The sequence below is a fragment of the Paenibacillus sp. FSL H7-0323 genome, from assembly GCF_038002725.1.
In the GTDB taxonomy this organism is placed as follows: domain Bacteria; phylum Bacillota; class Bacilli; order Paenibacillales; family Paenibacillaceae; genus Paenibacillus_AQ; species Paenibacillus_AQ odorifer.
In genome coordinates, this window is record NZ_JBBODB010000001.1 from 708,420 (window position 1) to 733,839 (window position 25,420).

Annotated in this window: 20 protein-coding genes; 15 read left to right on the forward strand and 5 right to left on the reverse strand. The window is 44.7% G+C overall.

Annotated elements, in window-relative coordinates; all coding sequences use genetic code 11:
* The first annotated feature begins 78 nt into the window (after positions 1-78).
* The 4 genes from MHH89_RS03345 to MHH89_RS03360 all read left to right on the forward strand — a co-directional run bounded on the left by MHH89_RS03345 (position 79) and on the right by MHH89_RS03360 (position 4,710).
* Entirely contained in the window at positions 79-1,368 is a 1,290-nt protein-coding gene (locus MHH89_RS03345) for an MFS transporter (RefSeq protein ID WP_076219150.1), read from the forward strand.
* A gap of 377 nt (positions 1,369-1,745) precedes the next feature.
* Complete coding sequence (locus MHH89_RS03350) at positions 1,746-2,342, forward strand: hypothetical protein (RefSeq protein WP_036686566.1); 597 nt, start codon at positions 1,746-1,748, stop codon at positions 2,340-2,342.
* 259 nt (positions 2,343-2,601) lie between these two features.
* Entirely contained in the window at positions 2,602-4,017 is a 1,416-nt protein-coding gene (gndA, locus tag MHH89_RS03355) for an NADP-dependent phosphogluconate dehydrogenase (protein WP_038570246.1), read from the forward strand.
* A gap of 144 nt (positions 4,018-4,161) precedes the next feature.
* A complete protein-coding gene (locus tag MHH89_RS03360; protein WP_254847616.1) occupies positions 4,162-4,710 on the forward strand; it encodes a shikimate kinase in 549 nt (182 codons plus the stop codon).
* Between the two features lie 4 nt (positions 4,711-4,714).
* Here MHH89_RS03360 and MHH89_RS03365 read toward each other — a convergent pair whose 3' ends face one another.
* Positions 4,715-5,020 carry a rhodanese-like domain-containing protein gene (locus MHH89_RS03365; RefSeq protein ID WP_036686126.1) on the reverse strand — a complete coding sequence of 102 codons (306 nt, stop codon included), beginning with the start codon at positions 5,018-5,020 and terminating at the stop codon, positions 4,715-4,717.
* A gap of 110 nt (positions 5,021-5,130) precedes the next feature.
* Here MHH89_RS03365 and aroA point away from each other — a divergent pair, with 110 nt between their 5' ends.
* The 7 genes from aroA (at position 5,131) to MHH89_RS03400 (ending at position 15,353) form a co-directional block, all read left to right on the forward strand.
* Positions 5,131-6,423, forward strand: a complete 1,293-nt coding sequence (gene aroA / locus MHH89_RS03370; protein WP_076279824.1) for a 3-phosphoshikimate 1-carboxyvinyltransferase — start codon at positions 5,131-5,133, stop codon at positions 6,421-6,423.
* Between the two features lie 87 nt (positions 6,424-6,510).
* Positions 6,511-6,945, forward strand: coding sequence for a CoA-binding protein (locus MHH89_RS03375; protein ID WP_076104783.1), 435 nt, complete (start codon positions 6,511-6,513; stop codon positions 6,943-6,945).
* Positions 6,946-7,705: 760 nt separating this feature from the next.
* On the forward strand, positions 7,706-8,374 hold the full coding sequence (locus MHH89_RS03380) for a hypothetical protein (protein ID WP_341086334.1): 669 nt from the start codon (positions 7,706-7,708) through the stop codon (positions 8,372-8,374).
* Between the two features lie 1,222 nt (positions 8,375-9,596).
* Positions 9,597-11,483 (forward strand): glucose PTS transporter subunit IIA, encoded by a 1,887-nt coding sequence (locus MHH89_RS03385; protein ID WP_341086335.1) that lies wholly within the window; start codon positions 9,597-9,599, stop codon positions 11,481-11,483.
* Entirely contained in the window at positions 11,480-13,249 is a 1,770-nt protein-coding gene (gene ptsP, locus MHH89_RS03390; RefSeq protein ID WP_076279821.1) for a phosphoenolpyruvate--protein phosphotransferase, read from the forward strand. The genes MHH89_RS03385 and ptsP overlap by 4 nt, the downstream gene beginning before the upstream one ends.
* A 180-nt stretch (positions 13,250-13,429) precedes the next feature.
* Positions 13,430-13,960, forward strand: a complete 531-nt coding sequence (locus MHH89_RS03395) for a sigma-70 family RNA polymerase sigma factor (RefSeq protein WP_094902125.1) — start codon at positions 13,430-13,432, stop codon at positions 13,958-13,960.
* The gene (locus tag MHH89_RS03400; protein WP_341086337.1) at positions 13,953-15,353 is read left to right on the forward strand and encodes a DUF4179 domain-containing protein; all 1,401 of its coding nucleotides are present in this window, start codon (positions 13,953-13,955) and stop codon (positions 15,351-15,353) included. Before MHH89_RS03395 ends, MHH89_RS03400 begins: the two co-directional genes overlap by 8 nt.
* A 92-nt stretch (positions 15,354-15,445) precedes the next feature.
* On the opposite strand, the gene MHH89_RS03405 is transcribed toward MHH89_RS03400, so the two are convergent.
* Positions 15,446-15,970, reverse strand: coding sequence for a type 1 glutamine amidotransferase domain-containing protein (locus tag MHH89_RS03405; protein WP_341086338.1), 525 nt, complete (start codon positions 15,968-15,970; stop codon positions 15,446-15,448).
* A gap of 209 nt (positions 15,971-16,179) precedes the next feature.
* Between MHH89_RS03405 and MHH89_RS03410 the strand changes: the two genes are divergently transcribed.
* The 3 genes from MHH89_RS03410 (at position 16,180) to MHH89_RS03420 (ending at position 18,695) form a co-directional block, all read left to right on the forward strand.
* Complete coding sequence (locus MHH89_RS03410; RefSeq protein ID WP_076279819.1) at positions 16,180-16,644, forward strand: hypothetical protein; 465 nt, start codon at positions 16,180-16,182, stop codon at positions 16,642-16,644.
* Positions 16,645-16,896: 252 nt separating this feature from the next.
* Positions 16,897-17,907 carry a catabolite control protein A gene (gene ccpA / locus MHH89_RS03415; RefSeq protein WP_036686140.1) on the forward strand — a complete coding sequence of 337 codons (1,011 nt, stop codon included), beginning with the start codon at positions 16,897-16,899 and terminating at the stop codon, positions 17,905-17,907.
* Between the two features lie 92 nt (positions 17,908-17,999).
* The gene (locus MHH89_RS03420) at positions 18,000-18,695 is read left to right on the forward strand and encodes a 5'-methylthioadenosine/adenosylhomocysteine nucleosidase (protein WP_341086339.1); all 696 of its coding nucleotides are present in this window, start codon (positions 18,000-18,002) and stop codon (positions 18,693-18,695) included.
* Positions 18,696-18,698: 3 nt separating this feature from the next.
* On the opposite strand, the gene MHH89_RS03425 is transcribed toward MHH89_RS03420, so the two are convergent.
* Positions 18,699-19,331, reverse strand: a complete 633-nt coding sequence (locus MHH89_RS03425; RefSeq protein ID WP_076305210.1) for a GNAT family N-acetyltransferase — start codon at positions 19,329-19,331, stop codon at positions 18,699-18,701.
* Between the two features lie 159 nt (positions 19,332-19,490).
* Here MHH89_RS03425 and acsA point away from each other — a divergent pair, with 159 nt between their 5' ends.
* The gene (acsA, locus tag MHH89_RS03430; protein WP_076129125.1) at positions 19,491-21,215 is read left to right on the forward strand and encodes an acetate--CoA ligase; all 1,725 of its coding nucleotides are present in this window, start codon (positions 19,491-19,493) and stop codon (positions 21,213-21,215) included.
* 83 nt (positions 21,216-21,298) lie between these two features.
* Here acsA and MHH89_RS03435 read toward each other — a convergent pair whose 3' ends face one another.
* Together MHH89_RS03435 and rpsD are read right to left on the reverse strand one after the other, a co-directional pair.
* Positions 21,299-24,214 (reverse strand): transglycosylase domain-containing protein, encoded by a 2,916-nt coding sequence (locus MHH89_RS03435; RefSeq protein ID WP_076189866.1) that lies wholly within the window; start codon positions 24,212-24,214, stop codon positions 21,299-21,301.
* Positions 24,215-24,458: 244 nt separating this feature from the next.
* Positions 24,459-25,058, reverse strand: coding sequence for a 30S ribosomal protein S4 (rpsD, locus tag MHH89_RS03440; RefSeq protein ID WP_036686147.1), 600 nt, complete (start codon positions 25,056-25,058; stop codon positions 24,459-24,461).
* Between the last annotated feature and the right edge of the window lie 362 nt (positions 25,059-25,420).

Genomic DNA, 25,420 nt, shown 5'->3' on the forward strand with positions numbered 1-25,420 from the left:
TCGCGAATAGTTAATTTTTAAGGCAAGCATCAGTATAACAAAACAATCTTCAGAATACTAGGATTTGGATGTGATAGAATGTCCACGAAAGCTGAACAACGGATGAATATTAGTTTAGCATCACCATTTATTGTTGAGATGTGGGTAATTATTTTTTTAGTTGAATTTGTTAAAGGTTCGCTGCTTGTTGCCTTATTGCCAGTGTATATGGAGAATATACTGGGGCTGTCGGTGACAGTAGTGGGATTCGCTTTTGCCCTACAGTATTTGGGGGACAACGTCTTCCGCAGTCCTTCAGGCTGGGTTATGGAGCGCATAGGGTTCCGCTGGACGATGACAAGTGCATTGCTGCTGATTCTAGTAGCCATTGGTTTGATCATCTATGCCAAAACGGCCGTTGCGTTATCCATCGCCTGTCTCATTCTTGGGATCGGGACCTCACCGCTTTGGCCATGTGTGATGACCGGGATTACCGAGCTGGCCGGATCAACCAAAAGCGGCAGCAGTGGTGCGGCCATGGGCGCTGTTGAGATGGCTTCTCTCGCAGGAACAGGAATCGGTCCAATTGTTGTGAATTTTTTAATGGATCAGGGTGGACAAAGCTATCACGTAGCTTTTCTAGTCTTGTTAGGTTGTGCTGCCGCTGTAGTTGTAGTAGCCCTTTTCTTACCTAAACGAATCTCTTCTAGCGGGTCTCATGCTGTCGTGAGGGACATGCATGGACTTGGCGGAGCAATGGAGCGTAAAAAGCTTAGTCCGTTAGAAAGTATAAAAAGAACGCTGCATCAGGTGAGAACTACCCTGAAAGTCAGCAGATGGCTGTACCCGGCGTTGTTCCTACAGGCCTTCGCCATTGGCTTGATGACACCTGTAGTTACCTTATTTGCACGTACAGAGCTGCATGTTAGTCCCAATCAATTCAGTTTGCTCCTCATTGCAGGGGGAGGGATTACAGTTCTTGCACTTATTCCCGCAGGTAAGCTGGTGGACCGTATAGGGACAACGGTGTTTCTGAATATAGGTTTTTTGTTAGCTGCCTTTTCGCTGGCCTTTTTCTCTCAGGTTCGCTGGCTGCCACTTGCCTTTATCGCGGTGGCACTGGTCGGTATAAGCTACGCGCTTATCCTCCCGGCATGGAATGCCTTTCTGGCTAAGCAAGTACCTAAGGGAGAACGAGGGACGGTCTGGGGGCTGTTCCTGACACTCCAAGGCTCAGGAATGGTAGCGGGGCCAGTATTGTCAGGTAGATTATGGGATCATGTAGGACATGGTGTCCCATTCCTGGCAAGTGCTATTGTAATGCTGATGCTCTTCGGGCTGCATCTGCTTATCGTGCATAGAACGAAACAGAAATTTAAGACTAGCTGAGGAAAAAAAGCCGCTGATAACCGGAGAATGATCCGGTAAATCAGCGGCTTTTTAGAAAATTAGAAGGATATACGATATAACGGAAGTAAGTTTCGAAGGTCTTCTGTATGACACTGTGCAGCTGAAGGACTAGAACGTTTATGCTCCAAAAGGACTAAAAGGCATTAAAATTCTCGATCAGCGTTTGGAGAAAGGCTGTTGCGGGTAAAAATAGTCAATAAACCAAGTTACCGCTACATAAACTGAAGTATAAAATAAGATTAAGACGAACGCAAAAAGGAAGTTAACTCAAGAAGAGGTCCGGCAGCCATGATTACTCTGGAATTGAACTAATGAAGGTTGGCTTTACAGATGTGAAGCTGTTAGGGGGGAGTGCCGTGAACAAAAACGACGAGGTGGAGTATTGTAACCTGGAACTGCGGTTCGACAGACAGCATATCCAGGACCTGATCAAGGATTTGATTCAAGAAGGTTATTCCCTATATTGGAGCGAGAATGAACAGGTCTTTGTGATTTCGGTCCGTACGGGTCGTAAGTTAGTGAAATTGCGGTTTCAAAGGATTAAAGACGGCTATAAGCTTGTGGGCGATTATATGATCCGTGATGCTCGCTTGTCAGAGTGGATGGAGAAATTAATTGGGGATATGCGCGGGCATGCAATCGTTAAACGTTTCCGGGATCGGCAGATTATTATTGAAAATATTTTGTTTGGCGAAGTGATTCGCCTAGTTGAAATTTCTGGTTATCAGCAGCGTGTGTTATATCAGAAGGGACCTATGCTCACAGATGAGGAGCTGACAAGACTCTTTTATTCTATTGAAGGGGAAGAACGGGTTCGCCAGCGGAGAATTGAAGTGGATGAACAGTTGGATCGGTTAAATGATGCACTAAAAGCTGGAGATACGGTTCGCGCGGACAAATGTCGAGCTGAGCTTGCCTTTTTGACCAAGGAATTGTTTATGTTAGAATGGTAAGCAAGTGCCGCAAATGTTCTTTCAAGGCACCCCGTTCATCGGGGTGTCTTATATTTGTATTGGAACTTGCAGACAGGGGTTCACTTCTGACGTTAAAAACGTTAAAATAGTCATTGTGATCATTTCTTAGACTGAATTTGTCAATGAAATTGATCTCTATTCGCAGGGCAGGCTTTGCTGTCTCTGATAAAGGGTGGTATTCTTATACTGCGAGAAATGGATTTCACAAAAATATAGGGTGCAAAGGGTGGAGGACCAGATGGCAAAACAACAAATCGGCGTTATTGGCTTGGCGGTAATGGGCAAGAATTTGGCTCTAAATATCGAAAGCAAAGGTTTTTCCGTATCCGTATTCAACCGCTCCCCGGAGAAGACACATGATCTTCTTGCTGAAGCGGAAGGTAAAAACCTCGTAGGCACATTTTCCGTTGAGGAATTTGTAGCTTCGCTGGAAACACCGCGCAAAATTCTGATCATGGTTCAAGCTGGTAAAGCTACTGATGCTACCATCGAGCAACTGCTGCCGCATCTTGATCAAGGCGACATCATTATCGACGGAGGGAATGCTTACTTCCCTGATACAGTTCGTCGTAGTAAAGAACTGGAAGAAAAAGGTTTCCGCTTTATCGGTACTGGAGTTTCCGGTGGTGAAGAAGGTGCTCTTAAAGGTCCTTCGATTATGCCAGGTGGTCAAGAAAGTGCGTATAAACTTGTAGAGCCTATCCTAACGGCAATCTCAGCCAAAGTGGACGGAGAGCCTTGCTGTACATATATCGGACCTGACGGTGCAGGACACTATGTTAAAATGGTGCACAACGGTATCGAATATGGTGATATGCAATTGATCTGTGAAGCTTATCAGTTGTTGAAAGATGTTCTAGGTCTGGATGCAAAAGAACTTCACAATATTTTCAAAGAGTGGAACAGCGGCGAGCTCGACAGCTACCTGATCGAGATCACTACTGATATCTTTGCTCAATATGACGAAGAAACCGGCAAACCTATGGTTGACGTTATCCTTGATTCTGCTGGCCAAAAGGGTACTGGTAAATGGACAAGCCAAAGCTCACTAGATCTTGGTGTACCTCTGTCCATGATTACCGAATCCGTATTCTCCCGCTTCCTGTCTGCTATGAAGGATGAGCGCGTAGAAGCAAGCAAAGTGCTTAACGGACCAGAAGCAACAACATTTGAAGGCGACAAAGCCGAATTCATCGAGAACGTGCGTAAAGCATTGTTCGCGAGCAAAATCGTATCCTACGCGCAAGGTTTCGCTCAACTTCGCGTAGCTTCCGACGAATATGGTTGGGATCTGAAATATGGCGAGCTGGCTAAAATCTGGCGCGGCGGCTGCATTATCCGTTCCCGTTTCCTACAAAATATCACAGATGCTTATGAGAACAATGCAGAGCTTAAGAATCTGCTTCTTGATCCTTTCTTTAAGAATGTTATGGACAATTACCAATCTGCATGGCGTAAAGTCATTGCTTCTGCGGTAACTTTGGGTGTTCCAGTTCCTGGATTCTCCAGCGCATTGGCTTACTATGACAGCTACCGCACAGAACGTTTGCCTGCTAACTTGCTTCAGGCTCAACGTGATTACTTTGGCGCTCACACCTTCAAACGTGTGGACAAAGAAGGCGTCTTCCACCACAACTGGATGGCAGCGGAATAATCTAATTGACTGTATGACAAGCGGCCCGGACGGCTTCACCAGAAATGGGGAGCCTTTCGGGTCTTTTTTTACTGGAAGAAGCGGATTGTCTAATGTTTTGACCCTGTGTTATGATATGACAAATATCGCGGTTGGAGGATAGTCATGGCTGGGGATACAGAAGAACTAAAAACGATGAGTCAGGAAGATAAGAACAAAAACATTATTTTAGTAGGGATGATGGCGACTGGTAAGTCAACTGTTGGTGCTATTTTGGCCGAGGAGCTGGGCTATGAGCTGGTTGATTTGGATCATGTCATTATTGAGACTGAAGGCAGAAGCATTGCAGAAATCTTCGCAGAAGATGGTGAGGAATACTTTCGAGGCGTAGAAACTGCGGTTCTAAAGCAAATGCTAGAGTCTGAGAATAAATTAATATCCACTGGTGGAGGCGCGGTATTGGCGCCGGGGAATACAGCCTTAATGCTGAGTAAAGGGCATGTAGTTGCGCTAACGGCAACTGAGGAAGAGATTATTGCACGTGTTAGCGGGGATGAGAATCGTCCGCTGCTCGCCGGCAATGCAGAAGAACGGGTCAGACGAATCATGGAAGATCGCCAGGATGCATACCTATTCGCGCATTACACGGTCGATACAACGGGACTGACTGCGGCAGAAGTGTCGCAACATATTTTAATGCATTACCGCGGTTGAGCTTTTAAGAGAGTGTCTCATTCCATTCAATCATACCGCCGCTGAGGTTCGCAGCGTTATAACCAAATTGCTGTAGATATTCGCAGACACGTTGGCTGCGGGCACCGGAACGGCAAATGAAGATCACTTTGGCATCGCTTGGAATATCTTCAGTACGGTGCGGAATTTCTCCCATAGGGATATGTTGTGCACCGGGAATCATCCCAAAGGCCACCTCTTCGTCTTCGCGAACATCGATGAGTACAAGGTCTTCGCCTGTCTCTATACACTGCCGTAATTCTTGCGGTGTGATTTGTGGTACATTATGCATGGGTTTGACCTCTTTTCATCAGAAGAATGGTTTAATGATAACACAAGAACAGAATACCCTGTCAAACGAGCATTACATACCCACTACATCTACTAAGGAGAGTTTATATTATGGACGTTATTGTTAGGCCAACGCCATCTCTGCAAGGAGAATTTGGAGCCCTCTCTTCCAAAAACTATACGACACGTTATCTGCTGGTTGCGGCATTGTCTGAAGGAGTAAGTACGATTTATCATCCTGCACATAGCGAGGATAGCGACGCGATCCGCCGCTGCATAGCAGATTTGGGTGCTGTGCTTACAGAAGATGAGGAAAAGATTGTGATTCAAGGCTTCGGACGTCACCCAAAAGACGTTAAAGAACTTAATGTAGGAAATGCCGGAGCAGTACTGCGTTTTCTTATGGCTGTGGCCGCGTTAAGTCCTGAGGTTACTTTTGTAAATACGTATCCAGACTCATTGGGCAAACGTCCGCATGACGACTTGATTGTGTCGTTGGAACAGCTAGGTGTTCAGGTGGAGCATAATGAAGGGAAACTGCCGATCACGATCCGTGGGGGTAAACCGGTTGGAGGCAGAATTACTGTCTCTGGTGCAGTAAGCTCCCAGTTCTTAAGTGCTCTACTGTTTCTGACACCATTGCTTGAAGAAGATAGTGAAATTATTGTCCTCGATGATTTGAAATCGAAGGTTGTCGTGGGACAGACCTTGGAAGTGTTGGAGCAGGCAGGTATTGTGGTGCACGCCGCGGATGATTACATGTCCTTTAAAGTTCCAGGTCGTCAAGCTTATGCAGCTAAATCATATACTGTTCAAGGTGACTATCCAGGCTCTGCGGCAATCCTTGCGGCGGCTGCCGTTACAAAGTCGGATGTGAAAATTCACCGTCTTGCAGAACAAAGTAAACAAGGTGAAAGAGCTATTGTTGATGTGCTGCGGATGATGGAAGTTCCTCTTACACATGAAGAGGGTACAGTACATGTCCAAGGGAACGGTATCCTAAAAGCTGTTGAATTCGATGGAGATGCTGCAACAGATGCGGTACTGGCCATGGTGGCTGCTGCAGTATTTGCAGAAGGTACCTCCCGATTCTACAATGTTGAGAATTTGCGCTATAAGGAATGTGATCGCATTACCGATTACTTGGCAGAGTTAACCCGTGCCGGAGCCAAGGTAGAAGAACGCCGCGATGAGATTATTGTTCACGGCATGCCCGAAGGTGTCGAAGGCGGAGTCACCATTAATGCGCATTATGATCACCGCGTAATTATGGCACTATCCGTAGTAGGCTTGCGTGCGCGTAAACCTCTTTTGATTAAGGATGCACATCATGTGGCAAAATCTTATCCGCAATATTTTGATCACTTGCGTGCGCTTGGTGCGAATGTGGAGTGGGTACAATAGGAATAAGGGAGCTAGCTTATCTAGCTTCAGTTCTAGCTTCAGTTAAACAAGGATCATTAAGTGTAACTATGGAAAGGGGCACTACTTATGAGCTTTGAGAATCCAAGTCGGGAGCAGATCGGAGATATTCTTGCTTCCGCAGGTAACATTGCTGTTGTTGGCTTATCAGACAAAACAGATCGTACCTCTTATATGGTCGCGGGCGCCATGCAAAGCCGGGGATATCGGATCATTCCCGTTAACCCAACGGTGGACGGAGAAATCCTGGGAGAAAAGTGTTATCACACTTTAGCAGAAATTCCAGAGCCAGTGGACATCGTCAATGTATTCCGTCGAAGCGAACACTGCGCAAAGGTCGCGCAGGAGGCAGCTGACATTGGCGCACGTGTGCTGTGGCTCCAGCAGGGTATAGTTAGCGCGGAAGCCGCTGAAATCGCCGCTGAGCACGGTATGATCGCCATTATGGACCGCTGCATCAAGGTCGAAGAAGCGATCACAATGCATGGGCGTAGCCGGCAGTAGGTTCGGTTATATAACTGTTAAACTAAACACTGAGTTAAATGTGTAGTGATTATAGTTAGCGTTGACCAACGGACGTCACAAAGAACTGACGAAGAACGAGCAAACTGGCGAAGAATGAACTAGCTGGTGAAGAATGAGCAAACTGGTGAAGAATGAGCTAACTGGTGAAGAACGAACTAGCTGGCGAAGAACGAACTAACTGGTGAAGAACGAACTAGCTGGCGAAGAATGAACGGGCTGGTGATGAACGAACTAACTGGTGAAGAATGAGCAAACTGGCGAGAACGAACTAGCTGGTGAAGAACGAACTAGCTGGCGAAGAATGAACGGGCTGGTGATGAACGAACTAACTGGTGAAGAATGAACGGGCTGGTGATGAACGAACTAACTGGTGAAGAATGAACGGGCTGGTGAAGAACGATCTAGCTGGCGAAGAATGAACGGGCTGGTGATGAACGAACTAACTGGTGAAGAATGAACGGGCTGGTGAAGAACGAACTAACTGGTGAAGAATGAGCAAACTGGCGAGAACGAGCAAAAGTGGAATAAACTAACTAGGTTTAAATTTATGATGCTGTGGCTAATGCAAACTTAGATGATGAAGTTTAGCCAAAATAAGTGGTATTGTGTAACGCAAGGTGCGATTTCTAATGTAAAACGCCTGTTGAGCTAGTTATAATAAGATTAGACGAAGAACGTCCTTTAAACCGCTTTTTGCGGTGAAGGGCGTTTTTTTATTTTGTAGGGGAGGCTATAGGTTATGGAGTTTGAAGAAGCGCATGGTTTGTTTATCGACCAGCATATGAAATCAAGAACAGGTGAAAGAAGAGGGAGGCTGGTTAGAGGACATAATTTTGCGGAAAAGCTATTTTTGCAGAATGTATGGTGGCCTATGTTTGAGTCCCTAGGCGATTTGCATCCAGAATACGAAGTATATGACTGGAATCGTAAATCACAATTTCTGGACTTTGCTTATCTTCCACAGACGGGCAGCAGCTTTGGGATCGAGTGTGATGGATATCAAAGCCATGTGAAAGATATGGACCGCGAGAAATTCAACTATTCAGTAAATCGGGACACTTTTTTGACTGGGATGGGCTGGAGGATGATTCATTTTTCTTTTGATGATATCCAGCAACGTCCCGAGGTCTGCCGGATGCTGTTACAACTGGTGCTGGCGCCTTACTTGGCGCGTAAATCTGCTAGCGTAGCTATTTTATCTGAGGAAAAAGAGGTTCTGCGTTTCGCTTGGCGTCTCGGTAGACCGGTTCGTCCAAAGGATGTGGCCATGCATTTCTGCATTAATTTCCGTACGGCGCGTCGATTGCTGCAATCATTAAGTGAGAAGGGGTTGTTGAAGCCGTTTAATCAGGGAGAAAGAATTCGGTATTATGAGGTGAAGGCTCTCAGACCAGATCAAATGTGGTAAGAGGATCTTTAGAGGCTGCGCAAGGGAATAATTGCACTATATACAACTAAATCGCCGAAATAGCTATCTAAATGGGAAATAGTTGTACTTTGTACACTTAGAACGCATCAAAGATTAGGTTAAGTGGGAAATCACTAAAAATAGTTGTATTAAGTGCAGTTAAAAAGGTGCTCAGAGTAACGTCGATATAAATAGTTGTACAAAGTACACTTAAACTCAGGTGGAATTCCTAACTGTGAGTTTAGGGTGTTAGAGCTAGTTAGTGTGGGAGAAAAGTTCGATGTTATGAAGCGAATGCTCTGAGATCAGTTCAGACCAGACCAAATCAAATCAAATCAGATTAAATCAGACCAAATCATACCTGATCTGATCAGACCAGGTATGCTAGGGACATCTATAGGACAGCTGCGCAAGGGAATAATTGCACTTTATACAACTAAATCGCCGAAATAGCTACCTAAATGCGAAATAGTTGCACTTTGTACACTTAAAACGCCTCAAAGATTAGATGAAGTGGAAAATCACTAAAAATAGTTGTATGAAGTGCAGTTAAAAAAGTGCTCAGAGTAACGTCGATATGAATAGATGCACAAAGTACACTTAAACTCAGGTGGAATTCCTAACTGTGAGTTTAGGGTGTTGGAGCTAGTTAGTGTGGGAGAAAAGTTCGATGTTATGAAGCGAATGCTCTGAGATCAGATCAGTTCAGACCAGACCAGACCAGACCAGACCAGACCAGACCAGACCAGGCCAGACCAAATCAAATCAAATCAGACCAAATCATACCTGATCTGATCGGACCAGGTATGCGAGGGATATCTATACGATAGCTGCGAAAGGGAATAATTGCACTTTATACAACTAAATCGCCGAAATAGCCATCTAAATGCGAAATAGTTGCACTTTGTACACTTAGAACGCATCAAAGATTAGATGAAGTGGAAAATCACTAAAAATAGTTGTGTGAAGTGCAGTTAAAAGGTGCTCAGAGTAACGTCGATAGGAATAGTTGCACAAAGTACACTTAAACTCGATACTAACTCTGTAGTATTCATCAGCTTCACGTAAATACCAGCCGTTCTATGGATACTAATGAATAAATGTTTAGTGGAATGTGAGAATATTTGTTTTAAAAATGTAACGTGAAGATCTCATGAGTTTCTTTTGACAAAAATCCCCGCAGCGCTTACCATTCAATATAGAAAGAAAGGAGAGGGTAGCCTTGAATTGGCTCGGATCATTGCAGCAATTGGGCAGAGCCATAATGCTTCCTACCATGGTACTGCCGGCGGCAGCCATTTTGCTGAGTTTGGGCAGCTTACCTTGGTCTGCATGGGGACTTTCTTCGGTGTCTGAAGTGGCTACTTACGCGGGGCAGGCAATATTTTATTATATGCCTTATTTGTTCGCTGTAGGTGTAGCATGGGGGTTATCCAATCAAGCTGGAACAGCGGGGCTTGCAGCGCTGGCTGGGATGTTCACTTACGACCGAATTGTCACCCAAATGGGAGACGGGCTTGTACAACCTGCAACACTAATCGGAATTTTGCTGGGGATCGTTGCCGGTGTCGCGCAAAACCGGTTTAAAAATATTAAGCTTCCAGAGGCGATCCAGTTTTTTGGAGGGTCGCGTTTTGTTTTGCTGTTCATGGGCTTGTTTTCTGCCGGGTTCGCATGGGTAATGTTAGGAATATCTCCGCTGCTGCAGATAGGGCTGGATAATCTTTTTCAGGGAATATTGCAGACGGGCGGGTTTGGCGTTTTTATCTATGGCGTCCTATATAGGGTTCTGACCGCTTTTGGACTACATCATATTCTTAATAATGTGTTTTGGTTTCAATTTGGGAATTTTACGACTCCTGATGGCAGTGCTGTGGTTCAGGGGGATTTGCCGCGTTTTTTTGCAGGCGATCCAACGGCGGGGATTTTTATGGCGGGGTTGTTTCCGATTATGATGTTTGCGCTGCCTGCCATTGCTTTTGCAATTATTCAGGAAGCGCGCGAGGATTTGAAGCCCAAGATTAAAAAGACTTTTGTGCGGGCGGCGTTGGTTTGTTTTCTGACCGGGGTTTCGGAGCAGATCGAATTTGCATTTTTATTTGCTTCTCCGTATTTGTTCGCGGTACATACTGTAATGTCCGGTCTCGCTATGCTGTTGACCTACATGCTGGGAATCCATCACGGGTTCTCCTATTCGGCTGGAGCCATCGATTTCTTCTTGAACATGCATTTGTCACAGAGGGCTTGGCTGCTGATTCCGATTGGTATCGGCTACGGGATTGTATACTATAATTTATTTCGCTGGGCGATTCGCCGTTTTCAGATCCCGACACCGGGGCGTGAAGAAGGTTCAGAGCTTGGGGATTGGGCCGGCAATATCCCTTATCAGGCACCGCTGATCTTAGAGGCGCTTGGAGGCAAGGAGAATATTGTACAAGTGCAGTCCTGTATCACCCGTCTGCGGCTTACCGTTCATAATGACCGATATATAGATACTGGAGCGCTTAAAGGTTTAGGTTCTGCTGGGATTATCAAGCTAGGCGGCGGAAATGTCCAGGTAGTATTTGGCACGTATTCAGAACTGATCCGCGAGGAGATTAATAAGCTTATGCTTCGTGATTTACCGCAGGTGCTGTTCAGTTCGCCAATGCAGGGTAGAATGATGCCCATTGAGGAAGTGCCTGATCACATTTTTGCAGCTAAGCTAGTGGGGGATGGTGTTGCATTTTTGCCGGAAAAAGGGGAACTTACTTCACCCGTATTCGGGAAAGTTATGCACGTCTATCCTACAATGCATGCCGTGGGTATTTCGACGCCGGAAGGGTTGGAAGTACTCATGCATATAGGGATCGACACTTCACAGCTCAAGGGACCCTTTGAGGCGGTTGTAAAAGAAGGCGACAGCGTGGAGCCGGGTCAATTGCTTGTTAAATTCGACCTCGCTTATTTGCGTGAACATGCGGCCTCATTGGCTACACCGATGGTGATCACGAATCCTGATCGAGTCAAATCATGGAGCTATGCTCCATTTAAAAATGTTAAAAAGGGGCAATCATCAGTAATGTCCGTAGTCTTACACGAAAGTAACGTTGGAGGGATTGAAGGATGATACAAGGCATAGGCGCAGCAGCAGGTGTAGCTATCGGGAAGGCCTTTGTCTTGCCGAACTGGGAATGGAGCTTACCGGATACACAAGTGAACCCAGTGGATCTAGCTAAGGAGTTTGAGCGTTTATACGAAGGTATCCGTACCTCTAAGGACGAGATTGAATTCATCAAAAAAGAGTTCAGAGAAGTGGTAGGTCCGGAGGAATCGAGTATTTTTGATGCTCATCTGGCGATCTTAGATGATCCTGTGTTCATGAGTGAAATCCGCGGGATCATTGAGCGCCAGTACAAGGCGGCAGAAGTAGCTGTGAAAGAAGCGATTGATCATTTTGTAGCGATGTTTGATCTGCTAGACGATGAGTACATGAAGGAGCGGGCGGTGGATATCAAGGATGTCGGAAACCGTCTTTTAAAACATCTTTTAGGCGCTCCAGAGGTTACGTTACCATCGGATACTCAGCCATATATTCTTGTTGCGAAGGAGTTGTCTCCTTCCCAGCTAGCTCACTTGAATCCAACTTATGTTCTAGGTATTGTCACTATGATGGGCGGTAAAACCTCACATTCCTCCATTATGGCTCGTGCGCTAGGCATTCCTCTTGTAGCAGGCTTGGAGAATAATCTGTCTAATCCTATTCAGACCGGGGATATGCTTGTGATCGACGGCGATACCGGATCTGTACAAATCCATCCAGATGAACTTACGATAAATGAATACGTAGCGATTCGGGATAAACAGCATAAAAAGAAAGAGCAACTGGAACTGCTCGCCACCGTGGAGGCTGTTACCAAGGATGGTGTGAACCTGCGACTTGCCGGCAATATCAGTTCAGTTAAAGAACTCAACATAGCGCTTAAGTATGGAGCTGAAGGCGTAGGCCTGTTCCGCACGGAGTTTCTTTATATGGACCGCAGATCTTTTCCAACTGAGGATGAACAATTTGAAGTGTATAAACAGGTTGTCGAGAAGGTGGGCAATAACACTGTAGTGATTCGTACGCTGGATATTGGCGGGGACAAGCAGTTGGATTATATCCAGCTGCCTGAAGAACAGAATCCTTTCCTTGGTTATCGGGCGATTCGCATCAGCTTGGACCGATTAGATATGTTCAAAACCCAGCTAAGTGCCATTCTACGGGCAAGTGCATACGGGAATGTAAAGTTAATGTTTCCAATGATTTCTTCCGTAGAGGAAGTGCAGGCGGCAAAAGTTGTTTTAGAAGAAGTGAAAGCTGAGCTGGAGCAACGAGATATCCCTTTTAACCGGAATCTTCCTGTGGGTATTATGATTGAAGTTCCGGCGGCGGTTATGATTGCTGATTTACTGGCTGAGGAAGTTGACTTTTTCAGTATCGGCACTAATGATTTGGTTCAATATGTGTTAGCGGTAGACCGTATGAATGAACAAATTGCTCATATGTATCATCCGTACCATCCAGCGGTTCTGCGAATGATCCGTATGACGGTAGAAGCGGCACGTAATGCCAAGATTGATATCAGTGTATGTGGTGAAATGGCGGCGGATGAGCGTTCTTTGCCTCTTTGGCTGGAGCTGGGAATTAGAGATCTCAGCATGTCGCCGCAGGCGCTGCTGAAGGTTAAACACCGCACACTGAACACATTGGCCAAGGATGCCAAAAGAATCGCCAAAGCGTGTTTCCACCATCGTACAAGCTCAGAGACGGAAGAAATGTTAACTGCGTTTGCCCAAAAAAGTGGTCTTACACTTGGATCAAGCGGGGAACTACAGGAGAAAGCCTCATCCTAAAGTTACTGTAACTTTTATTCATTTCATATCAAGGTTCGGCATTCTTGCCGAGCCTTTTTCTTTATTTAAGCCATACTTTTAAAAAAAACAAAACCGTTTGCCCTGCGGCGCAGTCAATACATAGAGAGAGTTACACAGAACCGATTTAAGAATAAAGGCAAGGGGGGAGGCAGGCCGAAAATGGATCACATTATAAATGACGAAATGGAAATGGCTGCTACGGATGAAGAGCTGTTTTATGAGCAAGTGGCTGGACAGAAAAGAAAACTTTATAGCATTGCCTACAGCTATTTGCGAAATGAAGCGGATTCGCTGGAGGTTTTGCAGGAGGCCACCTGCCGTGCATGGATTAAACGAAAAAGCTTAAAAGATGCGGAGCGTTTCGCTCCATGGTTAACACGTATTTTGATTAATTGCTGTAATGATGAGCTGAAGCGCCGAAAGAGGAATACAGTCGCAGAAGCTGCTCGAAGTGATGAGGGGATCATGGAGATGAAAAGTGACCGCAGACTGGACATGGAACAAGCGCTGGATGGAGTGAAACCCAAATATCGCCAAGTGCTGGTGCTCAAATATTACAAGGATATGACCCTTGCCGAGATTGCAGAGGTGCTGGATAAACCAGAGGGCACAGTGAAGACATGGCTGAATAAAGGATTAAAACAACTGCGTGACAAAATGAAGCGGAAGGGGGAGCTATTTTATGGCTGAGTCTGAAGAGAAGCTGCTTAAAGATTATTTTCAGAAAATCGATGCGGAGGCAGAAGAAATTCTGGATGTAAAACTGGACACCGCGATCCGCAAGGGGATGCAGCAAGGGAACCGTTCACGTTTGTCTTTTAGAAAAAAGTACGCTGTTGTTGTATTGGTAGTCTTGGCATTCGCCTTACTTATAATTGTGCCTTGGGCAAATCAGATGATAAATCCCGTACGTGCGCAATTACCTCCAAAAAGCTGGGGTCAGCTTGAAGTGTTTAGACCCGTTATTGCTAATAATCTGACGATTAAATCAGCACTTGATGCGGGGATGATGAAGGAGGTAAATATCTCTTCTCCTGAGGTGGATGGGATAACATGGACTGTTAATGGAATCATTGCAGACCGAAGAGGCATTGCGGTGCTTTATACAATCCAGAACAATACGGATCAGAAGATGCGGCTTTTTGGCTTGTCTTTGAAAAAGACTCCAGAGGATAAATACCACCTTAGTGGATACAGCGGGTTTAGCACTTCTAATGCACAAGAGGTTGGGTCCCCTGGGACGACTCGTATGTATGAGCAAATCGTCTGGGATAAATATCAGGATGAGATACCAGAGGAGTTGAATATCACACTATCGCTTTTTCCAGATGCTCTTGGTCAAGTTTTTAATAACAAGGATATAAAAGAAATGGATGTCAAAATTCCACTGGAAGCTGATAACAATTATTTTGAAGGAGAACTCGTTGATCTGAAGGATAGTCTGTCTATCGGCGGACAGAAAATTATAATGGACCAGGTTTATATTGGGCCTACGGGTATTTATATGCGACAAACCTTTGGCAGAGAGAATACGATGAGGATTTTCAGTTTGCTTTCACCTAAGCTTGTCCTCGGAAAAGGGGATCATCAAGAGGAACTAATGTGGGCAAGTGGTTCGAATATTTACCACAATGACAATATGAGACCTGATGATCCAATCAAACTTGAAGTTGAGGGAATCTCTGCTCTAGATCAGTCAGAGGTCGAGCTAGTGATTAACACGGAAACACAGCAGATTTTAAAGGCACCGGATAGCTACCTCACAATTTCTAAACGGACCGCGGATGAGAAGAAGGGGATTATATTATTGGATTTATTGATTCCCAAAAAAGTTGAGGAGTTGCATGAAGCAACCGGTTTTGGGATAGACGATAATTTTGTGGATAGCGCTGGAAGCGGACATTGGCTTGTACATGATTCTGAGGGTTATTCTAGATATAGAGAATACCGTGAGGACGCTAAGGGAACTACAATAACTTATTTTCTCAACGTAGGCAAAGAAAAGCTGCCTCAACCTTTGACTTTTAGGTTTACAAATTATCCAAATATGATCATGGAGACGGATTCTGTGCGGATTAGATAACCATCTGGATTTTAAAGCCTCAAATCAAAAGCCCTGTTCCTCAAATTGTGAGAAACAGGGCTTTTTTGATTTTAAACTATATACCTACTGTTTTATTCCCCAGCGAGTGCATCGCAAAAGGCTTTCCCGTATGGCGGAAGATCTGGCGGGCGGCGAGCAGAAATGATATGTCCATCCGTAACCACAGCTTCATCCTTCCAGATGGCTCCGGCATTCTCCATGTCATCACGGATGCCTGGCGTGGAGGTGACGGTTACACCTTCCAGAATTTTAGCGGAAATTAATACCCAGCCTGCATGGCAGATCTGCCCAATCGGTTTTTTAGCCGCATTAAAATCCTGTACGAGCTTTAGAACGGCACTGTATCTACGGATTTTATCAGGAGCCCAGCCGCCTGGAACCAAAATCCCATCATAATCTGCGGCATTAAGCTCGTCCCAGGAGTATTCTGCTTTAGCAGGTACGCCATATTTACCGATGTACGTCTTATTTTTTTCCAGACCTGCCAAATGAACCACAGCACCTTCTTCTCTCACCCGATACACGGGATACCAGAGCTCCAAATCTTCAAATTCATCGTCTACGAGTGCTATGACCTTTTTACCGGTTAGTCTCATTTAGTTAAGCTCCTTTCGATTCCCATGATTCTTTCATTATTCTATCAAATTTAAAATATGAAGTCATCTTTAGGGATGTAAATTATAGACAAATTGCCAATTTAATCATTATATGCAATAAAGGAGGGTTTTAATCGAGTGGAGTCGAATATAGAAGTTGAAAAAGTCAAACTTTGTGCTTTATTAATTTTGTGCAAGAGGTGTAGAAGATGTATAAAGATAATTTGATGGAGAAGTTGTGCAGTTGTGGTGGCCTCATGAACTTACATATGCATTCTTTGATTTTTAATACGAAGATGAAGATTACCCATGTTCCTGTCTATACCTGCCCAGAATGCGCTAGTTATGAACCTTTGCAGTTTATTAAAGCAGATCTAGGCAAATTAGTAAAAGAACTCAGTGGAGAGGATCCGGGAAAAGATTTTTTGTTTACGGAGAGAAATGAATTGGCCAGTGTATTAAAAGAATCCTTGTCAGAAACTATAATAGGGGGAATATCAGAACTAGAGACGATAATCCGAGAGAGGATTCAGAGCCGAGTCGATATGCTTCTCGATATCTATCGTTTAGCTGAGAAGCTGTCAGACCAGCATTGGATGGAAGAAACTAGTCGAAGATTGTCTCAATTAACCTTCCAAATGGCTGAAAATGAAGATTATAAAAAAATTGTGTGAAAATAATGAAAATTTTTCACGGAATGTTGGATTTTTCACTCACTTTTTGTTACGATAGATAGAAGTTACATTATTGATGCTCTTGGACAGGTTAACCAGCACTGGTCACAATTTTAATCCAGGGTGACGTTTTCAGCCTTGAAAGAAATTTTGAAAGGAAAATGAAGCGTTATCATTGCACAAATGTACAAAGTGTCGTATCATATTTTTAATTAGTCGAACGATAAAATTTATCGCAATGGAGAGAGTAATTTGACGGTAACCATTTACGATGTAGCTCGAGAAGCAGGCGTATCTATGGCTACGGTATCACGGGTTGTGAATAATAACCCTAACGTGAAACCGCAGACCCGGAAGAAAGTTTTTGAAGCGATTGAACGTTTGGGATATCGTCCCAATGCCGTGGCAAGAGGTCTTGCCAGTAAGAAAACGACAACCGTTGGGGTTGTCATCCCTGATATTTCAAACTCGATTTTTGCAGAAATTGCACGCGGGATTGAAGATATCGCGAACATGTATCATTACAATATCATATTGTGTAACGCGGATAAGCGTAAAGAGAAAGAAATTCGTGTCATTAATACCCTTTTGGAGAAACAGGTCGATGGTCTGCTCTTCATGGGGGGTACAGTAACTGACGAACATATTCAAGCTTTCCAGACTTCTGCAGTTCCGATTGTTCTATGTGCTACACGGGATGAGAAGGGAACTTATCCTTCCGTTGACATCGATCATGAAACCGCTGCTTTTGATGCTGTGAACACATTGATTCGTCACGGTCATCGTGAGATCGCTATGATCAGTGGCACACTGCAGGATCCTGCAAATGGATATGCACGTTTCCATGGTTACAAGAAAGCATTGGAACAGGCAGGAATCGAGTACCAAGAGGATTTGGTACGCATCGGTAACTACCGCTATGAATCTGGTGTAGAAGCAATGAAGTATTTCCTTGGACTCAAGAAGAAACCAACCGCTATTTTTGCGGCAACGGATGAAATGGCTATTGGTGCCATTCACAGTATTCAAGATGAAGGTCTGAAGGTACCGGATGATTTCTCCATCATTAGTGTGGATAATATTCGTATGGCTTCGATGGTTCGTCCTTTGCTGACAACCGTAGCTCAGCCTATGTACGATTTGGGCGCAGTTGCGATGAGACTTTTGACCAAGCTTATGAAGAAAGAAACCGTTGAGAATCCGCGGGTTATCCTGCCTCATGAAACGATTCTCCGCTTGTCGGTTAATCATCTAAATAAGTAATTTAAGAACTGAACAGTTATTCCGTAAAAAGCTCCTTATGGAGCTTTTTATGTTTTTATTTGCTAAATAAATCTTCAAAGGAGGTATTTACTGTGAGTGAAGTCATCGGATTAATCGGAGCGATGGATGAAGAAATCAAGCTGCTTCTAGAGGGTATGGAGGACAAGCGGACAAAAGTTAAAGCAGGTATACAATATTACTTAGGAAACATATTAGGCAAATCCGTAGTGCTCTGTAAATCTGGCGTGGGTAAAGTAAATGCAGCAGTTACGACTCAGATTCTAATTGATAATTTTGGCGTATCCCGTGTGTTGTTTACGGGGGTTGCTGGAGCAGTACATCCTGAATTGAATATTGGAGATATTGTTATATCGTCTACATGTGTACAACATGACATGGATGCTACGGGGCTTGGATTCGCAAGAGGCGAAATTCCTTATCAGGAGACTTCCGTCTTTCAGGCAGACCCTGCGCTAGTACAGCTTGCTGAGAAGGCATGCAATGAGCTAGGTCAAAAGTACTTGATAGGCAAGGTGTTATCTGGTGATCAATTCATTTCTAATGCGGAGATTGTAGCTGAATTAAGAGAGCAAATGGATGGAGCTTGTGTGGAAATGGAAGGGGCGGCGGTTGCCCAAGTCTGTCATATGAACGCCACACCCTTTGTCATCATTCGCTCCATGTCAGATAAGTCTGATGGATCAGCTGAGGTGGATTTCAGGGAATTTACAGAACAATCTTCGCAACGCTCGCATTCCATATTAGAATTTATGCTGCAGCATATTTAATGATCAATACATAAAGCGTTGTCTAAAACGTACTCTGTCAAAGGTCTCCTGGGAGGACATGGGCACCTCTTGTCCAATGCGAACCATTAGGCAGTTAGCGGGATGTGAACAAATTTCCGGATCATCCGTAGCATACCAAACCATATTAACCGTCTTCATCAGCCGTTCCATCATCTGGCGATAGGCCCATACGTCCAGCCCACTGCCTTTTAAATCCCAGTGCCAGTAATACTCTGTTGTAAAAACAATACAATTCTCCAATTGCTCCCGCTCAAAAGCAGTAGAAACCAGCAGCCGGCCTAGTCCGGCCCCTCTATAATCATTACTCACCTCTATCGCTCCAAGCTCAATAAGATCCTCCATACCACCCTGTGACCATAACTCCATTTCATCTGGATAATGGAAGGTCACATAGCCTACTATAACGTCATTCTCTACTGCGGTAATTACACGGCCCTCTGGCAAGCTGGCGATCTCTACGAGCGCCTCTTGCTGCTCTAAGGGCCTGCGGAAAGCATCAAGGTCCTGATGCATATGCAGGACTTCAAGGTCCTCGGGAGATCGGGGTCCGCTCACAGTTATCGTTCTACCCATATAGCAGAGAGTATGGGAAATAGGGATTTTGCGATGCTCCATGACAGTGCTCCTTTCAGATCAAAAAAATGGTATGTAAACGCTTGCTATGGTATACTGATTCAGACATAAAAAATTCACATTCATTGCATTGACATCATTATTTAAAACATGAGTCTTACCCTTAAAGCTTAAATCAAACGAGTGAGGGAGGCAAGAGTGATGGGTCAAGTCCATAGCGAAATTTTGCCGGGTCGTGTGCAGAGCTCCAATATGTCTGATTATGCGGAGGCAGTAGCCAATTTTGAGTGGGAGGATGTTGAACGTAATTTCTCATGGTATGAAACCGGCAAGGTTAATATGGCCTATGAAGCCGTTGATCGCCATGTGGATGAAGGGCGGGGAGCGGCAACGGCCCTACTCTACAGTGACACTGTACGGGAAGAATCCTATACATTTGCCGATCTGCAGGAGCGGTCGAACCGGTTCGGAAATGTATTGCGTAAATATGGCATCGGTAAAGGAGATAGGGTATTTATTTTTATGCCTCGCCAACCGGAACTGTATTTCAGTCTGCTAGGTATTCTCAAAATCGGAGCCATAGCAGGACCCTTATTTGAAGCCTTTATGGAAACAGCAGTTAAGGATCGTTTGGAGGATAGTGGGGCTGTTGCGCTGGTAACTACGCCTGAATTGCTGCATCGGGTCAAGCGAGAAGAGCTTCCTGAGCTGCGTCATATTTTTCTAGTAGGTGGAGCAACTGATATTGAGCAAGGAAACTTAGGATTCGCAGAAGAGATGGCTAACGTTTCTGCTGATCTTAATTTAGAATGGCTTGATTTGGACGATGGCCTTATTATGCATTATACTTCTGGTTCTACAGGTAAGCCAAAAGGCGTTTATCATGTGCATAGAGCAATGATTCAACATTATTATACAGGTAGAGTAGTGCTAGATCTACGTCAAGACGATATATACTGGTGTACGGCAGATCCTGGCTGGGTGACCGGAACTTCATACGGCATATTTGCCCCTTGGTTAAACGGGGTGACCAATGTAGTCAGAGGCGGCCGCTTTAGTCCTCAGGATTGGTATAAGACAATCGAACGGAATAAGGTATCTGTATGGTACAGCGCACCTACAGCTTTTCGTATGTTGATGGGTGCAGGGGAGCACTCTTTACAGGGGATTGATTTAAGCAGTTTGCGCCATGTTCTATCGGTTGGTGAACCGTTAAATCCGGAAGTAGTACGTTGGGGAGATAAATTTTACAATCAGCGTATTCATGATACTTGGTGGATGACTGAAACAGGGGCACAATTGATTTGTAATTATCCGTCAATGGATATCAAACCAGGCTCGATGGGCCGTCCGTTACCGGGGATTGAAGCAGCGATTCTGGATGACCGGGGAAATGTTCTCCCGCCTTTTTCTATGGGGAATCTTGCTATAAAAACTCCATGGCCATCCATGATGAAAACGATATGGAACAATCAGACGAAGTATGAGGAATATTTCCGGATTCCTGGCTGGTACATTTCTGGCGATTCAGCTTATATGGATGACGAAGGATACTTCTGGTTTCAGGGACGAATTGATGATGTCATCAACTCTTCTGGTGAGCGTATTGGTCCATTTGAAGTGGAGAGCAAATTAGTGGAGCATCCGGCAGTGGCAGAAGCGGGTGTAATCGGCAAACCGGATCTTGTGCGGGGGGAGATTATTAAGGCTTTTATCTCGCTTAGAGAAGGTTATACTCCAACTGCTGCCTTGAAAGAGGAGATCGCCGCTTTTGTCAAAGCGGGTCTGTCTGCACATGCTGCCCCGCGGGAAATCGAGTTTAAGGATAAACTTCCGAAGACACGATCAGGTAAAATCATGCGGCGTGTACTGAAGGCATGGGAGCTGCATCTACCGACAGGAGATCTATCCACGATTGAGGATTAGAATGAATTGTAAAAAAACACCGTTCCCGGATGAATTCATGGGAACGGTGTTTTGCTGTGTGAAATTATTTAATGATCTTTGGGTTAACGTGTCCCTGCATTATTACCTGCTGTGGTATTATTACTGCCTCCAGTACTGTTACCTCCGCCGGCTGGTGTTTCCGTCGGTAGTAGCGGGAGAATGTTACCTGGATCCTCAATAACGTCTCCTGGTGTCGTCTCAGGCTCTGTAGGCGCCTCTGTACCAGGTTGTTGATCAGGTGTAGGAGTTGCTTCGGGCGTTGGTGTAATCCCTCCAGCAACGCTGCCAGAAGCCGTCTCATTACCTGCAACATCCACGGCTGTTACATAAAAGGTTGCATTAGCACTTGCAGGTGTACCCGGTGTGAATACCTTGTTCTCATCTGCCATGAGTATAGATTGCTTCTGGAAAGAACCTCCGTTTAATGAACGATATAAGCGGTATCCCACAACATCTGCCGAGCTGCTAGCGGAGAAGCTGATGACCGCTTTACCAGTGCTATAAGAGACGTTAACATTTCCGGGAGCAGCAGGGGAAGCCCCATCGTCCACACGTGGATCAACTTCTGTTGGAAAATCCGTCTTGGCATCGGCTGGCATATAATACTCCAGTGATTTATGATCCTTCATCTTAGGGAAGGCAGCCAGGAGTTCTTTGACTAGTTCCTGTATCGGCTTCTCGCGTTTAACGACGATTTTTTCCTTTAGGAACTCCTCTGGAGTGCCTTCCAACGGGATATAATTGACGCCTTTGTAAGTAATATACTTGGCTTTGGAAATCCCGTCGTCGCTCTCTTTTGGCACATATTTTGTATTAAATATATCCGTTGTGAATTTATCAGTCAGGGATGTTGGCAGTTTGCCGCTATATGCGGAAACTGTCTTTTTGATAATTCCCTCAGGTTGTGCAAATTTGTCTGTGACGAATAGTTCCGGCTGCTTATCAATGACAGCATTCAACACTTTTGCCCATAATGTTTGGGCTTGACGTTTTTGTGTATCTCCCGTAAGGGTGTTGATTTGCTCTTTGTAGCCGACCCACATTCCCAGTGTGACATCAGGAGTGTAGCCCATAAACCATACGTCTCCATAATTCTGGGTAGATCCAGTCTTACCGACAATCGGAATTTCTTTAGAGTGTTTGTATTCTCTTTTTACGGTGCTGGCTGTACCCTCTGTAATTACAGTTCGCAGCATATCTGTCATTAGGTAAGCTGTTTGCTTAGAGAATACTTGCTCAGGATTAACCTTGTGCTGATAGATAATTTTGCCCTCTGAATTGACGATTTTCTCAATCATGTAGGCATCATTAAAAGCTCCTTGGTTACCGATAGCGGAATAGGCATTGGTTAACTCTTCTACGGATACACCGTATTTGAGACCACCTATAACTCCAGTCTGCGCGCTGTAATCATCATCTGTGAGGGTGGTGATCCCCAGCTTTTTAGTAAAGGCCCAAGATTTCTCTATTCCGACCTTTTCATTAAACAGCTTAAGCGCAGGCAAGTTGAGCGATTTGTTAAGTGCGTAACGGGCAGTGACCAGACCTTGATAGCGATTATTGGCATTCTTAGGAATGTGGAATCCTTTTCCGCCGTCTTTTAGAATAATTGGCGCGTCATCCACAATCCCGGCAGGCTGAATCAGCCCTGCATCTAAGGCTGGTAAATAAGCTGAAATTGGCTTCATGGTCGATCCGGGCTGACGGATCATTTGAGTAGCATAATTCATCTGCTCAATATTGAAGTCGCGACCCTCAATCATGCCGAGAATGGCTCCGCTTTTGTTGTCGATTAACATGCCAGCCGTTTGTTCCATACCTTTGGTTTTGCTGTCTTTAGTAAAATTATTGCTGTCTTCTGAGACACTATGCATTGCATTGTAAACTTTTTTATCAATGGTTGTGTAGACTCGATAACCGCCGGTCATGAGCTGCTGTCTTGCTTCCTCAAGTAACACGGCATTGTCAGTAGTGCTATTGGCATCCGTTGTGCCATTTTTCTCTTCATTCAATGATAGAAGGATCTCGGATGCTTTACGCTCAGTCTCCATCATCAGGTATGGATAGGTAGCATAGGCTTTTTTGGTGTGCGGCGCCAGAGAACTCTTGATATCAAATTGAAGGGCTTCATCATATTGAGAGGTAGTGATCTTATTCTCCTCAAGCATACGACGAAGTACAAGATGTTGACGGTCCATAGCTCTGTTGAAAGCTTTTTCGTTGAATTCACCTATCCCATTAAATGCAGAATAAGTGGAAGGGAGCTGCGGAAGACCAGCCAAATAAGCTGCTTGAGCCACGTTCAATTTGTCCAGATCGTCTAGACCGAATATCCCTTTGGCTGCTGCTTTAATTCCGAATACATTGTAGCCATTCGAGCCATTGCCGAAAGGAACCTTATTCAGATAAGCCGTTAATATTTCTTGCTTGGTCAAGAAGCGTTCCAATCTAAGAGAAAGTAGAATTTCTTTTACTTTGCGATCTTCTGTCCGATCCAGATTCAGGAATACACGTCTTGCGAGCTGCTGGGTGAGTGTACTGCCTCCGGTCTGAACGGATTCATTGAGAAGCTTTTGTTTGACGGCACGCAAGGTGCCTTTGAAATCCACGCCATTATGCTCATTAAAATTATTGTCCTCTATAGCGAGAACTGCATCGATAATAAGCTGGGGGATATCGTTGAATTCAATGAGCCTTCGGTCTTCTTCTGTCCGAAGCTGGCCGATCGGTGCGCCGTCTCGGAAATAAGCGAATCCGGTGATCGCATTTTGACTGACCTGCTGCTGAATCATTTCTTCGGAGCGAACAGGTTCATCCTTCACAATGGAAGCGACATAGCCTGCTACAGCACCACCGGCAAATAGAACGCCTATTATTCCAAGAATAAACATCCACTTAACTACAGAACCGAACCTGCTTAGGGCGGATCTGCGGGGTGAAGGCTTCTTAGCGTTTTTTTTCTTGTTCTCTTGAGCCATCGACGATAATTCCTCCTTTTAACGGAATTATTATAGCATAAATTGGCGTTTTTGAATGCGCTTCTACCTGATTCTCATGGTCTTAAGATTCGACTTTTGTGCAAAAATTATAAATAAAGTAATTTAGGGTATGATTTGCGGAAGCATAACCTTTTACAAACGGCATGGAATTTAGGATATTGACATAACAAAAAGCCCCCGGATTAATCCGGAGGCTTTGGTCATACCCGCTAAAAGCGAGATATTAACGGTTGTAGAACTCGACGATTTGTTTCTCATCGATATCCTGGGAAAGCTCGGAACGTTCTGGCAAACGAATATATTTACCTTCGAAAGATCCTTCAGCATATTCCAGGTAAGCTGGAAGGTGGTTACGGTTAGCAAGAGCTTCTTTAATGGAAGCCATGCCTTGGCTCTTCTCGCGAAGACCGATAACGTCGCCCAAGCTTACACGGTAAGAAGCGATGTCGACTTTTTTGCCGTTTACAGTTACGTGTCCGTGGGATACCAACTGACGTGCTCCAGCACGGGAGTTAGCAAATCCAAGACGGTAAACTAGGTTGTCCAAGCGGCTTTCAAGCAAGAACATGAAGTTTTCGCCCGCAAGACCTGGAAGTTTTTGTGCTTTAGCGAAGAGAGTACGGAATTGTTTCTCTCCCAAGCCGTACATGTGACGCAGTTTTTGTTTTTCCAAAAGCTGCATTCCGTAGTTACTTACTTTTCTGCGTTGGTTAGCGCCGTGTTGTCCTGGTGGGAAAGGGCGTTTCAGGTCTTTGCCTGTACCGCTAAGGGAAATGCCCAGACGGCGGCTGAGTTTGAATTTAGGTCCGGTGTAACGTGCCATGTTATAGTAGACTCCTTTATATTTGAAATTTCAGGTTAGGGCTCTATTTGCGCCGCATTTCGTATCCGTGATTAGCATTATTGGCTTTCACACTACCAGGGAAGTTCAGCCGCTGCCCTGGCAGTAACGAAATGCGTGAGGGTGACACAACGTTACGCCCAAGTAAGACTTGTTACAGTCTTGTTCAACAATAAATATTATATGAAAGTAGCATATAAAGTCAAGCGCATATTAAAAGAGTTTTTGTCATTCTTTGTCGTTAGTTCTTTGGTCCTAAAAAAAATCCCGGAAATAAGGAAAATATAATGCAATACACAAAGAAAGGGAGTAAAATATAGTTAATTAGATGTTAATTGGGAAGG

Coding starts and splice junctions, on each gene's coding strand:
- MHH89_RS03400 (WP_341086337.1), top strand. CDS start 13,953: ATGGCTGAGTCTGAAGAGAAGCTGCTTAAAGATTATTTTCAGAAAATC.
- MHH89_RS03405 (WP_341086338.1), bottom strand. CDS start 15,970: ATGAGACTAACCGGTAAAAAGGTCATAGCACTCGTAGACGATGAATTT.
- MHH89_RS03435 (WP_076189866.1), bottom strand. CDS start 24,214: ATGGCTCAAGAGAACAAGAAAAAAAACGCTAAGAAGCCTTCACCCCGC.
- MHH89_RS03380 (WP_341086334.1), top strand. CDS start 7,706: ATGGAGTTTGAAGAAGCGCATGGTTTGTTTATCGACCAGCATATGAAA.
- MHH89_RS03375 (WP_076104783.1), top strand. CDS start 6,511: ATGAGCTTTGAGAATCCAAGTCGGGAGCAGATCGGAGATATTCTTGCT.
- MHH89_RS03360 (WP_254847616.1), top strand. CDS start 4,162: ATGGCTGGGGATACAGAAGAACTAAAAACGATGAGTCAGGAAGATAAG.
- rpsD (WP_036686147.1), bottom strand. CDS start 25,058: ATGGCACGTTACACCGGACCTAAATTCAAACTCAGCCGCCGTCTGGGC.
- ptsP (WP_076279821.1), top strand. CDS start 11,480: ATGATACAAGGCATAGGCGCAGCAGCAGGTGTAGCTATCGGGAAGGCC.
- aroA (WP_076279824.1), top strand. CDS start 5,131: ATGGACGTTATTGTTAGGCCAACGCCATCTCTGCAAGGAGAATTTGGA.
- MHH89_RS03395 (WP_094902125.1), top strand. CDS start 13,430: ATGGATCACATTATAAATGACGAAATGGAAATGGCTGCTACGGATGAA.
- gndA (WP_038570246.1), top strand. CDS start 2,602: ATGGCAAAACAACAAATCGGCGTTATTGGCTTGGCGGTAATGGGCAAG.
- acsA (WP_076129125.1), top strand. CDS start 19,491: ATGGGTCAAGTCCATAGCGAAATTTTGCCGGGTCGTGTGCAGAGCTCC.
- MHH89_RS03410 (WP_076279819.1), top strand. CDS start 16,180: ATGTATAAAGATAATTTGATGGAGAAGTTGTGCAGTTGTGGTGGCCTC.
- MHH89_RS03345 (WP_076219150.1), top strand. CDS start 79: ATGTCCACGAAAGCTGAACAACGGATGAATATTAGTTTAGCATCACCA.
- MHH89_RS03365 (WP_036686126.1), bottom strand. CDS start 5,020: ATGCATAATGTACCACAAATCACACCGCAAGAATTACGGCAGTGTATA.
- MHH89_RS03425 (WP_076305210.1), bottom strand. CDS start 19,331: ATGGAGCATCGCAAAATCCCTATTTCCCATACTCTCTGCTATATGGGT.